The sequence below is a fragment of the Bradyrhizobium sp. genome, from assembly GCF_030646015.1.
Classification (GTDB): domain Bacteria; phylum Pseudomonadota; class Alphaproteobacteria; order Rhizobiales; family Xanthobacteraceae; genus Bradyrhizobium.
In genome coordinates, this window is the sequence record NZ_JAUSLT010000174.1 from 1 (window position 1) to 12,431 (window position 12,431).

11 protein-coding genes are annotated in these 12,431 nt (G+C 60.7%); 10 read left to right on the forward strand and 1 reads right to left on the reverse strand.

All coding sequences use genetic code 11. The annotated features are described in order from the left end of the window. Both Q7T45_RS25390 and Q7T45_RS25395 read left to right on the forward strand, forming a co-directional pair. A partial coding sequence (locus Q7T45_RS25390; protein WP_304874599.1) for a hypothetical protein occupies positions 1-237 on the forward strand: 237 nt, incomplete at its 5' end. Between the two features lie 76 nt (positions 238-313). Beyond that, complete coding sequence (locus tag Q7T45_RS25395) at positions 314-3,085, forward strand: EAL domain-containing protein (protein ID WP_304874600.1); 2,772 nt, start codon at positions 314-316, stop codon at positions 3,083-3,085. 21 nt (positions 3,086-3,106) lie between these two features. Here the strand turns inward: Q7T45_RS25395 and Q7T45_RS25400 are convergent, their stop codons facing one another. After that, entirely contained in the window at positions 3,107-3,319 is a 213-nt protein-coding gene (locus Q7T45_RS25400) for a hypothetical protein (protein ID WP_304874601.1), read from the reverse strand. Positions 3,320-3,686: 367 nt separating this feature from the next. Between Q7T45_RS25400 and Q7T45_RS25405 the strand changes: the two genes are divergently transcribed. The 8 genes from Q7T45_RS25405 (at position 3,687) to Q7T45_RS25445 (ending at position 12,429) form a co-directional block, all read left to right on the forward strand. Continuing rightward, positions 3,687-4,619, forward strand: a complete 933-nt coding sequence (locus Q7T45_RS25405; RefSeq protein ID WP_304874602.1) for a hypothetical protein — start codon at positions 3,687-3,689, stop codon at positions 4,617-4,619. 1,423 nt (positions 4,620-6,042) lie between these two features. Next, positions 6,043-7,131: a hypothetical protein gene (locus Q7T45_RS25415; RefSeq protein ID WP_304874604.1), complete on the forward strand. Its 1,089-nt coding sequence runs from the start codon at positions 6,043-6,045 to the stop codon at positions 7,129-7,131. Positions 7,132-7,700: 569 nt separating this feature from the next. Beyond that, positions 7,701-7,868: a hypothetical protein gene (locus tag Q7T45_RS25420; protein ID WP_304874711.1), complete on the forward strand. Its 168-nt coding sequence runs from the start codon at positions 7,701-7,703 to the stop codon at positions 7,866-7,868. 75 nt (positions 7,869-7,943) lie between these two features. After that, positions 7,944-8,372 (forward strand): GNAT family N-acetyltransferase, encoded by a 429-nt coding sequence (locus Q7T45_RS25425; protein ID WP_304874606.1) that lies wholly within the window; start codon positions 7,944-7,946, stop codon positions 8,370-8,372. 347 nt (positions 8,373-8,719) lie between these two features. Further along, positions 8,720-9,727 (forward strand): ABC transporter substrate-binding protein, encoded by a 1,008-nt coding sequence (locus Q7T45_RS25430; protein WP_304874607.1) that lies wholly within the window; start codon positions 8,720-8,722, stop codon positions 9,725-9,727. Positions 9,728-9,765: 38 nt separating this feature from the next. Then, complete coding sequence (locus Q7T45_RS25435; protein ID WP_304874608.1) at positions 9,766-10,581, forward strand: ABC transporter permease; 816 nt, start codon at positions 9,766-9,768, stop codon at positions 10,579-10,581. Positions 10,582-10,585: 4 nt separating this feature from the next. Then, complete coding sequence (locus Q7T45_RS25440; RefSeq protein WP_304874609.1) at positions 10,586-11,371, forward strand: ABC transporter permease; 786 nt, start codon at positions 10,586-10,588, stop codon at positions 11,369-11,371. Then, on the forward strand, positions 11,368-12,429 hold the full coding sequence (locus tag Q7T45_RS25445; RefSeq protein ID WP_304874611.1) for an ABC transporter ATP-binding protein: 1,062 nt from the start codon (positions 11,368-11,370) through the stop codon (positions 12,427-12,429). Before Q7T45_RS25440 ends, Q7T45_RS25445 begins: the two co-directional genes overlap by 4 nt. Positions 12,430-12,431 lie beyond the last annotated feature (2 nt).

The following is a 12,431-nucleotide window of genomic DNA, read 5'->3' on the forward strand; positions in this document are numbered from 1 at the left end:
GGCAACGGCAACGGCAACGGCAACGGCAACGGCAACGGCAACGGCAACGGCAACGGCAACGGCAACGGCAACGGCAACGGCAACGGCAACGGCAACGGCAACGGCAACGGCAACGGCAACGGCAACGGAAACGGCAACGGAAACGGCAACGGAAACGGAAACGGAAACGGCAATAACGGCAACGGCGCGAACGGCAACGGCAATGGCAGCAATGGCAATGGACGCGGGCATCGTTAACCGGTCGGGGCCGGCCGAAGGGGTGGATTGAAAAGGGGGCGCGCTTTCCTGGTGGGAGGTGCGCAAGGGGGACGACTTGAAACACTACCGGCCGCACATCTTTGTGGTGGTTGCGTTGGCGATCGTGCTGTCGACCGACTGGCATGGCGCGCTTCGCAGCGCGCTGACCGATTTGCGGTTTGGCTGGCAGTCGCGTCAGGCCAGTGGCGACATCGTCGTTGTCGCGATAGATGCTCCCTCGATCGAGAAAATCGGAATCTGGCCCTGGCCGCGCCGCCTCCACGCCGAGTTGTTGCGGCGGCTGGAAAGTGCCGACGTAACGGACGTTGTCTTCGACGTCGATTTCTCGACGCCATCCGATGCCGCGTCAGACCAGGCATTCGTCGAGGCGCTCAAGGCTGCGGGAGGATCCGTGGTGTTGCCGGCCTTCAAGCAACCAGCCACCGACGCCGGTAACGCAACCGCCGTGCACATCAATCGTCCGCTTCAGCAATTCGGTGAGCATTCGTGGACGGCCGTGGTCAATGTCGCGGTCGAGCGTGACGGGCTCGTTCGCCGTTACCCGCTCGGCGATACACTCGACGGGAAATTTTATCCGTCGATGGGAGCGGTATTGGCGGGGCAACTTGCTGCAAGGAGTACGCCGTTCCTGATCGACTTCAGTATCCGTGCTGCCTCAGTTCCGAGCGTGTCCTATGTCGACGTGCTGCGCGGGGATGAGACCGCTCTGAACAGGCTGAAGGGCAAGAAGGTCATCATCGGCGGCACCGCGTTAGAACTGGGGGATCGGTTCAGCGTCCCCAACGGCAAGGTTGTTCCCGGACCCATCCTGCAAACCCTCGCCGCCGAATCGATTCTGCAGAACCGCACGCTAAGCTGGACTTCTGACGTCGTGGCGCTGGCGGGGTTATGCATCCTTTCGCTGGTCATGATGTTTTCGTGGCGCCGCCTTTCGGCGGGTGTCCGGGTGATCGTTCTGGTCGGAATGGCGGCTGCCACTGAGGCCATCGCCATTCTGGTGCAGGCAAAGTTGCCTCTTGTTCTCGATACGTCGCTGCTTTTGACTGCGATAGCAGTCTACATGGCCGCCATCGCACTCGACGAAATCGATTTTCGGGATCTGCTGGGCAGCATTGCCGAAAATCGCTTTCAGCGGATCGCGATGTCGCTGGGCGATGGCCTGGTGTGCACCGATTCCAGCCATCGAATCACGGTGTGGAACCCCGGCGCGGTCACGATCTTCGGCTACCAGCCAGATGAAATGATCGGACGGCCGCTCGATTTGATTTGCGCGGCGTCGGCCAGGGCCGCACCCGGTTCGGTTTCGACCTTCGAAGCAGCCCGCACCCGATCACAGCAGCCCGGTGGGCTCGTGATGGAGTTCGACGGGCTGCGAAGCAACGGCGAGGTGTTTCCGGCCGAAGCCTGTTTCTCCGGCTGGCAGGGTACCGACGGCTTTCAATATGGCGCGATCCTGCGCGACATCTCGGTGCGGAAACGCGAAACCGAGCGTATCAGGTATCTGGCGGAATACGATTCGCTTACCGGGCTGGCCAACCGCGATACGCTTCACGACAGTTTGTCGGTGATGATTTTCAACGCGGAGAAGCAGGCCGGTGAAGTGGCGCTGCTGGTCGTCGGCCTCGACGGATTCCAGCATATCAACGACATGCTCGGACACGCCTGCGGCGACAGCGTGCTGCGTGCGGTGTCCGAACGGCTGAGGGCCGAGAGCGCGGGTGCCGGAATCGTGGCGCGTCTGAGCGGCGACGAATTCGCCATCGCTGTTCCCGGCGCCACCATGACGGAAACGGTTGCGCAGCTATCGGAACGCATCGCGCTTACGTTCGCCACGCCCCTCCTGGTCGGAACACGGCTGCACCGACTCAAGGTCAGCATCGGGGCCGCCGTCTATCCCGCCGATGGCCGTACGGCCGAGAAACTGCTGAGCAACAGCCATCTCGCATTTTGCCGCGCCAAGGCGACCAGGCGTGGCGGGCACGTGGTATTCGAAAGCGCCATCCGGCAGGAACTTGAATCGCGCCTGACGCTGGAGACGGAACTGGCGCGGGCCGCCGAGCGGAATGAATTCGAATTGTTCTATCAGCCGCAGGTCCGTCTCGCGGATGGCGGCTTGATCGGCGCGGAAGCCCTTATTCGCTGGCGCCATCCCGTCCGCGGCCTGGTCTCGCCGGCGGAATTCATGCCGGTCGTCAATATGTCCTCCATGTCGGAGCGGATTGCGGGCTGGGTTATGGAAACCGCATGCCGGCAGGCGCGGATCTGGGAACGGGCCGGCCACAGCATCCGCGTCGGCATCAATCTTTCGCCTTCGCAGCTCCAGTCGGGCGACCTCGCAGCCTCGGTTGCCGAGATGCTCGATGTCACCGGCCTGACGCCTTCGCTGCTTGAACTGGAGCTGACCGAGGACATTCTGCTGCTGGACGAGCAGCGGGTGCTCGACACCTTCCTGAGAATCCAGAAGCTTGGCGTGCGCGTCGTGTTCGACGATTTCGGCACCGGCTATGCCAGCCTGAGTTATCTCAAGAAATTCCCGCTCGATGGGCTCAAGATCGACCGCTCCTTCGTGCTCGAGCTGCGTGCCGATTCCGACGATGCGGCGATCGTCAGTTCGACGGTCGGCCTCAGCAAGAAGCTCGGCCTGTCGGTGATCGCCGAAGGTATCGAGAATCGCGCCACCGCCGATCTGCTGATGAGCATGGGATGCGAGGAAGGGCAGGGCTATTTCTTCGGTCGCCCGATGCCGGCTCAGGCGTTCGAGGACCAGTTTCTGACGGTGCGCGAGCTCACCACCGCACTCATGCTTGAAGAAGGCGAGGTTGCCTAAGCAAGGCTCGCCTCGCGCGGGCTACGGCGCATCAACGCTGTCGTGGCCGACAGTCGCCGTGCCGGCCTCCTTGAGCGCGGCGTCAATTTTCGACTGAACGCGGCGGGCAGCCATGGCGCCGAGCCTGGTTCTGGTCTTGCCGGTCTTGACGTCGTCGCCGATCTGGAATTGCCATTGCCAGACGTCCGGCTCGACGGTCGGCGCGACGCTGTATGGGACGCCTCTATAAATCACAAAAAGGTTCCATCGCCAGAATTGGCCGAGGGACGATATTTCGGTTCCCCGATCAATCCCGGGCAACTACGGGGTTGCCGGCACGGGGCTTCCTGCGGCCATCCCAGCGCCGCGCCGCCGAAAGCCGTGAACCACCATCATGGCCCAGCCGCTCCACGGTGAACGCGCGGACAATTCGCCTCTATGGCGAACTTGACGCGTCGGGCAAATCAAGCGCATTTTGACACATCGCAGGAATTTCAGAGCCCGCGCCGGAAAACCGGCCGCGGGCTTTTCTCAATCGGAGAGCATAGGCGTTTGGGGCGATTGTGTCCTTGAACGTGGACCCCCTCGCAGTATAGCTTTGGAGCAGTTGGAGGACATTCGAATGGGAAGGGCCGCGCACGTCCGGCCGGTCTGTCGCGTAGCGTTCGCCGGGTTGATGCTGATTTGCTTTTCCGGCCTCGCTTTGGGCAAGGACGCAGATGACGGCGACGAGGAATCGGCAAAGACCGCTTCGACGCCAAATCTCTATCTGGACCTGAGGACGAACTACGGCACCTTTCCCGCCGGCTCGCTCTCGATCGGCTTCGGCGGCTTTGGGTTCGGCGGACATCCGGCGCTGTCGGCCCTCGCGGGCTTTTCGAGGTTTTCGAACCTCGCGACGCCCCCGGCCTTCTCGTCGCCATCCAGCCAGAGTATCGGGCTCGACGTGCCCCTCACGATCGATCTCAACGACCGGGTTTCGGTGTATGGCGGCTTCAGCGCGAGCGCGTCGCGCACCGATCTGTCCGACTGGTCGGCGCTCACGATCTACAGCTGGAACGTCGGATTCCAGGCCGACGTCTATCAGCAGAACGGCGGATCGATCCCGACGATCACGCTGCAGTCGACACTGACCCTGCCGGTGCCGCACGCCACGCTGCCCACGACGTCGCTCAATACCATTCTTGAATTCGACTACGCGCTGAATGCCGACGAAACCCGCGGGCTGCTGGCTGGCGTGCAGCATACAGGCGTTGCGGTGGACTCCGGCTTTGTCAGGATCAACCCGAATGTCGTCGGCTATGTCGGCGGCTATTATCAGTGGGACAACAACTGGAAGTTTTCCGGCCGCCTCGGCGTTCAATCCTTCGGCGGCGCGCAGCTTCTCAACAGGACGTCGTTCGAGCCTTTCACCCAGCCGATCGTCAGGCTGGATCTCGACCGGATGGATGACGACGACAATCGTCTGTTCGGGATAACGGCAATGATCTCGTGGGTGCCGAAGCCATCCTATCAGTTGACGGTGCGAACGCCGCTTTACCTGGTGAAGAACTAGCGGGCTTTCCGAGTGCCAAAAAAGTTTTGACACGTCGGGCAAATCACCGGCATAATTTCATCATCGCGGCAAGTGAGCCCGCGCCGGGGAACCGGCAGCGGGCTTTTTGAATCGGGCGATCATTGCCGCAACATTTCCCTTGTGCCGCCGTATTTTCGCTGTCCCGTTGCCCGTGCTGGGCTCAAGGACATCGCGATGAAAAAATGGCTTGTGGGCGCACTGATCGCAGCTTCGTTTTTCCCGTTTGCGGCAAGGGCACAGGAGCGTGCCGGGAGTGCGGCGCTGGGCGCGGTTTCAGGCGCCGTGGTGCTGGGACCCGTCGGCGCGGTAGCAGGTGCTTTCATCGGATACACCGCAGGGCCCTCGATCGCGCGCTCTTGGGGAATGCAGCGATCTTCACCGCGATCCCGCGCAAGGCATGCAACACAATCCGGCCCCGCACCCCAGCGACAGGCGGCCGCTGTGACAGGTCCGCCGCCAGCCGTTAGGACTTCGCCGCCTCCCGTGCAGAGAGCCGCGCCGCCACCGGTTCAGGGGTTTGAATAGAGCACGGTTGGGTGAAGCGGGGGCGCGACAAGACATTTGACACGTCGGGCAAATCACCCGCATATTGTCACCATCGCAAGAATTAAAACGCCCGCGCCGGGAGACCGGCCGCCCGAGCTTTCTGAATCGGACGGCGGTCGCGCGCCATGGTGTCACATCCTCCGATGCACCGCTGCGAGAAACGTCGCCAGCGGGCCGCCGTCCGAGCTTGCAACTGGTCGTCTGCACAAAATATCCTGATTTTATCCGCAATAGGCAGCGCTGAAGTGCACGAAATGCCTCCGGCAAAATGTGCATTGAGGCGTCGGATACTTTGACTATCGGGGCAGACCTAAAGCCACGGCTCTGCTGACGAATACTTTGCCGGCTTGATAGCTGACGTCTTTGGAGTAGAAATGGTTTCCTTGGCGCCGCGGCGATCGGCAGGCGTTGAAGCAGCTTCGATGAGGCAAAGGGGCGTGCCGTGGCATGGATATTCGATGGGTTGATATTTATCGTCGGGTACACAGTGGCGCGGCTTGCTCTGCCACGCCTTTCGTTTGGGAAGATATATGTTGAGCTTCTAACTAGTCCCCGAAAAAAAAAGTTAACGCGCTCGGCTACAGGTACGACGACAGCGGCCGGGTAGAGATATCGGAGACGATCGCAGGCTTCATCGGATTTCTCCTCTTCCTGGCAGCGTTTTTTGTAGTTTGCCTGTTGATTCGATCTGCGGCGTGAAAGTCGCTGGCCCGGGAAAGTCTGCTCGCAAGACATAGCATAGGAATATGCAGCGCATTGGGCGAGCGCCAGAAGAGCGCCCGTCAGCAGGTGCATTCCTGTGCCGGACTTAGCCCAGTCTTGAAATCGCTTTTATCCGCTTTGGTTGGAGCTGCCGATGTTGAACCTAGTTTCCAAAATAGGAAAAAAGTTTGCTAGTGAATTAATGACCAGTAGTGAGGCGAATAAGCCAGAGGCCTACATCGATCGGATTAAGAGAGAACTTCGGCTGCCTGAGTACGCAGACGCGTTGGTTCGTTACTATTCCAATCCCGCCTACTGGAAGAAATTGTACGGTGACGATCCGTTAAATTCTCCAAATCATCCTGTTCCTCAAGACGCCTTGCCTCCCCCGAAGGGCGGCAGCTATCGAGACGCTCCGTCAAGCAGCGATCCCGTGTATCGTGGTTTTCCGCTGCTTCCGGATTTTCATTACCAGCTTCAAATGCCGAGCCCTGTCGATTCTTTCGGCACCCGGTTCGGAAAATGGGACTCAATCGCGAATCCTCCGGCTTCCTTAGATGATCGCTTCGGAAAGTGGGGCTCCGCCCCGGTCGCCGATCCACGAGGTTCGTTCAACGATCGCTTTGGAAATTGGGGTTCCGTCCCGGTAGCCGGTTTCGGCGATATCCGCTCGCCGGTTTTGCGCGCGCTGGAGAAATACCGGCGATCGGAGACTCCCGATGGCTTGGCAATGGCTTCGGCACAAGGAGCGTTTCCAGCAGCAGTCTCGTTTCAACCCGATATTGTCAGCACGGGTGGCGTGCTTGGCAAGTTCGTGGAGAACGGCGTGAGTCCACCTGCGCGGACGGTGCCGCCATCTTTGCCGGAGCCCGCGGCGCCAAATTTTGCGAACAAGGAATTTGCTTTCGACAGGGGATCGGGAAATGCGTCGGGCGCGTCGAGGCCTATCACGTATCGGGTCAGTTCTGCTTTTCCCAACACGCCGCGTGACCTTGGGCAGCCGGTGAACCCGCCGCAACCCGCCCCGCTGCCGGGGATATTCAGCGGCGAGCCGATATTGCCGCTTCCGCATGCGGTATGGGATTTACCGGATAAATCCAGCGCATCTCCCCGCGACGCCTTGTCCGATTTTCTGGCCGGTCTTAGTCGGAGAGATCCAGCGGAGCTTTCGCCGGATGACGACCCACGCGGATTCGATCGCGACGAGCGTGGGCAGCCCTGGCTCCTCCAAAGCCAGCGCTAGACGCCGGATCGGCGGCTGGCTTGCGACTGGCGCCGCCAAAGTCAAGATTTTCATCGCCGACGTTTCAAGGCATTTGACACGTCGGGCAAATCACCGGCATATCTTCATCATCGCAAGAATTCAAAAGCCCGCGCCGGGAAACCGGCTGCGGGCTTTTTCAATCCGAATTTCCTGAATCGGACGGCGGCCGCACGTCATGGCGCCACATCCTCCCATGCACCGCTGCCAGAAGCGTCGCAAGCGGGCCGCCGTCCGAACCTATTCCTGAATTGCGCCGGTACGCGCGAACGTGCCGGTAGGCGGGCGTGGCAGAAGTCCACGGCCGCACGCGGCCTCCATTGCATGGAGATAGGGTTCGCGCCCGAAATGATCGCGTGACGCGATCATGCCGCACATTTATTTCATACCAAGCAGGAGGCCCACGTGACCGCATTTCTGATCGCGCTCGCCCTTGCGGGCCTCGTCGCCATTGCCGTGTGGGAGGCGTTCCAGTGAGTGCGCAGATCTTCCAGTCGCGCCCAAAACGCCATTAGGCGTTGGAGCAAGCCTTAAAGGAATCCGGATCGAAAATGGCTAAGGCGGTTACTGAGTTGCGCGCGGACTTTCAGCACCTGCGGCGTTGGCGCAAAAGCGTCGAGCAGGCGCAGAGCTATACCTTCAAGGCCATGATCACCGTGATCGTCACGGGTTTTGTCGGAGCGGTGTGGCTGGGCGTCAAGGTCATGCTCGGCAAATGACTCGCCTCGCTGTCAGCGGCTTCGATGGTATGAGCCAAATGCCGCTCGGCGGCCGATTTCCCAGGGGGCTGGTCGATGTACAGGATCCGTGAGGTCGACGGGCATGACGATGAAGTCGCAGACATGTTGGCGGATCTTCACCGGCTGACATTCTTCGACGGGGCTCCGATTCCGGAATTTGATCAGGGGCATTGGTGGCTCGCCTATGATGAAGCCCTCCCGGTCGCCTTTGCCGGCGTGGTGCCATCGACACGCGCACACAATGCGGGATACTTCTGTCGGGTTGGGGTATTGAAGAGGCACTGCGGGAACGCGCTTCAATTGCGCCTGATGCGCGCCCTGGAATCGCGTGCGCGGCGGGTTGGATGGAGTTCAGTGGTCTCGGATACCACCGCCAATCTCATCTCTGCCAACAACTTCATTCGCGCCGGCTACCGGATGTATCAGCCGCTTTATCCATGGGGTTATCCGAACACATTGTATTGGCGAAAATCCATTAAATAGGAGCGGGAACGTCCTGCCCCTTCCGAGATTGCGACACCCGCCCGGTGGCCTGATGGCCACCGGGTTTTTTTGCGTTTTGGGGCATGCGGGAGATGTTCAGCATTTGGCTTTCTATTGCCCCAAGCTGGCACAGCTGGCTCAATAGCTCTGCTGGCCTCGCCCCCCGATGCAAGACGTGCCCCGGGGACAGGCCGCATTAGACAATGCCCATTGTCCCGTGCTCCCTGGTTTGCTGCACAGCAAAACGGGACCGTCGCAAATAGTTCATGCGTGGCCTATACTTGATCGTCTCGCTAGTATTGAAATCGTTCCAGGAGATACCTCTCCTTGAAATCGGAGCTTTTGGCATGAAGATCGCCCGTTTTGTCCTGACATTGCTCGTGCTGTCGCTGGCGGCACCGTTGCAATCTGCCAGGGCGGCTGACGTCATCTGCTACAACTGCCCACCGGAATGGGCGGACTGGGCCTCAATGCTCAAGGCCATCAAGGCCGATCTCACCTACGATATCCCCCATGACAACAAGAATTCTGGCCAGGCGCTGGCGCAGATTCTTGCCGAGAAGAGCAATCCGGTCGGCGATATCGGCTATTTCGGTGTCACTTTCGGCATGAAGGCAAAGACCCAGGATGCGCTGGAGCCTTACAAACCAGCAAAGTGGGATCAGGTTGCACCCGGTTTGAAGGATGCGGACGGCTACTGGACCACGATTCACTCCGGCACGCTTGGCCTGTTCGTCAACAAGGACGCGCTCGGCGGCAAGCCGGTTCCCGCTTGCTGGAAGGACCTCCTGAAGCCGGACTACAAGGGCATGGTGGGCTATCTCGATCCGTCGTCCGCCGCTGTCGGATATGTCGGCGCCGTCGCGATCAACATGGCGCTCGGCGGCACCTCGGCCAATTTCGATCCGGCCATCAGCTTCTTCAAGGCGCTGAGGAAGAACGATCCAATCGTACCCAAGCAGACATCCTATGCCCGTGTGGTTTCCGGCGAAGTGCCGATCCTGCTGGATTATGATTTCAACGCCTATCGCGCCAAATATTCGGAAAAAGGCAATTTTGAATTCGTGATCCCGTGCGAAGGGTCCGTGGTGTTTCCTTACGTCGCCGGCCTCGTCAAGAACGCGCCGAACAAGGACAAGGCCAAAAAGGTGCTGGACTATCTCCTGTCCGACAAGGGGCAGGCTATCTGGACCAATGCCTATCTGCGCCCGGCACGCCCGATCGAATTGCCCGAGGCCGTTAAGAAGAAGTTCCTGCCGGATAGCGACTACGCGCGTGCGACGAGTGTCGACTGGGGCCAGATGGAATCGATGCAAAAAGGCTTTGTAGACCGCTATCTCGCCGAGGTTCGTTGATGCAGTATGGAGCCCTGCGTTAGGGGCGCCATTTCTTCATGCCGCATAAATCTTTCGTCTGGCTGTGCCTGTTGCCACTCGTCGTGCTGACGGTGGCGTTCTTTCTGTTGCCGATGGCAAGGCTGGTCGTGACCGGAGCCGAAGGTCCGCATGGGCTGGCCGGGTATCTGGCCATCCTGGTCGAGCCACGCTATCGCGCCACATTGATCAACACCGTTTTGCTGGCGGCGGCCACCACGGTCGTGACACTCGTCGTTGCGACGGTGGCGGGGATGTTCCTGCAACGCCATCGCTTTCCCGGCCGCGCTGTGCTGATCGCAATGCTGACCTTTCCGCTGGCGTTTCCCGGCGTGGTCGTTGGATTCTTGATTATCCTGCTCGCGGGACGTCAAGGCCTGATCGGCGATCTCTCGAACCGCATGTTCGGCGAGAAGCTGGTTTTTGCCTATTCGATCTTCGGGCTTTTCCTCGGCTATCTCTATTTCTCGATTCCGCGTGTCATTCTCACCATCATGGCCGCGGTCCAGAAACTCGATATCGGCCTGGAGGAGGCCGCGCGTTCGCTCGGTGCCAGTCCCTGGGCCGTGCAGCGTGATGTGGTGCTGCCGGCACTGGGGCCTGCGTTCGTGGCCTCAGGTGCGATCGCCTTTGCAACCGCAATGGGCGCATTCGGTACCGCGTTCACGCTTGCGACCAATATCGATGTGCTGCCGATGTTGATCTATACCGAGTTCACACTTGCCGCGAATTTCGCAACGTCGGCGGCTCTGTCGGTCGGACTCGGAATCATCGCCTGGGCCATCCTGGCGCTTGCGCGCTCGTTCAGCGGCAGCACCGTCGCGGCGGCTGGATAAGACCATGCGCGATCGTCTTATCTTCACCGGCCAGTTGCTGTTTACCCTGCTCGTTGCCGCATTCCTCGTGGTACCCGCGATCCTGTCGATCTCCGCCGGAGTCACGGTGAATTACTTTCGCGGGATATCCTCGGGCGTGACGTTGCAGTGGGTATTTCAGGTCTGGGAGCTCTATGCCGGCACCATCCTGCTGTCGTTCGTGATCGCATTCGCAACCCTCGCGGCGACGCTGGTCGCCGGCGTTCCCGCAGCCTATGCGTTGCACGTGCGGGCAGGGCGTCTCTCGCGCATCATCGAGGAAGTCATCACGCTGCCGCTGGCGATCCCCGGGCTCGCGATCGCGCTGGCGCTGCTGTTCACCTATCAGGGCTTCAGCGATTTCCGCCGATCGTGGCTGTTCATCCTCACTGGCCACGTCATCTACACGATGCCGTTCATGGTGCGGTCCGTGATGGCGGTGTTCGCGACGATCGATATCAAGACCCTCGACGAGGGCGCGGCATCGCTCGGGGCCCCGCCGTGGCGGCGCTTTCGCGACGTGATCGTACCCAATGCAGTGCCGGGGATACTTGCCGGTTCCTTGATGGTGGTCACGCTATCGCTCGGCGAATTCAATCTGACCTGGATGCTGCACACACCCCTGACCAAGACGCTGCCCATCGGCCTTGCCGACAGCTATGCGTCGATGCGGCTGGAAGTGGCATCGGCCTATACGCTGATTTTCTTTGTCATGATCATTCCGCTTCTTGTGGCGATGCAGATGTTTGCCGATCAGGAGCAGAAAAGATGAGTGTACCGGCCGGACATGGCGTATCGGTGCGCATCGAGGCCTGCGGCAAGACGTTCGCCGACGGCACGCGCGCGCTTGAGCCCGCTACACTCGACATCGCGCGCGGCGAAACGCTGGTGCTTCTCGGCCCTTCCGGCTGCGGTAAAACCACCATGCTCCGCATCATCGCGGGGCTGGAATTGCCAGATGCCGGGGGCCGCGTGTTGTTCGACGGCAACGACATGACGTCGGTACCGATCGAACGGCGTAACGTCGGCATGGTATTCCAGTCTTACGCCCTGTTTCCCAACATGAGCGTTGCTGACAATATAGGTTATGGTCTGAAAATCAGAGGTATGGCGAGGCAGGAGCGTGCGGCGCGGGTCGCCGAACTGGTGGCGCTGACCAATATATCGGGGCTGGAGAACCGCCGGGTCGATCAGCTCTCTGGCGGCCAGCGCCAGCGCGTCGCGCTGGCGCGAGCGGTGGCGATCCGACCAGGTATCCTGCTGCTCGACGAACCCCTGACCGCGCTCGACGCCGCGCTTCGCGATCGGTTGCGTGGCGAACTTAACCGCCTGCTGCGTGCACTCGGCATCACCACCATCTATGTCACGCACGATCAGTCCGAAGCCATGGAGCTCGGCGACCGCATCGTGGTCATGCAGAGGGGGTCGATTGCTCAGATCGGCACGCCGCGCGAGATTTACTTCAAGCCGAAAAATCGCTTTGTGGCGGAATTCATCGGTGCCGCGAACATCATCGAGGCGCCGGTCGAGAACGGCGAACTTGTGCTGCCGGGCGGACGGCAGCCGATCGGCGGCGAGGCTAGCCAGGCGGCCGCGGTCGCCATGATCCGTCCCGAGACGATCGGGGTCGTCGAAGAAGGAGCCGCGCCGCTCTCGGGGACCATCGACAGCGTGAGCTTCATCGGCGACCGGCAGCGTATGTTGGTCAGCGGTGCGTCCGATAAAGTTCTCACCGTCGATGCGCCGAACACCATCAAGGCCCAGGCCGGCGAACGGATCGGACTTTTGATCGCGGCGGAGGCTGTCCGTCTGTTACCGTCGGAAAACTGAGG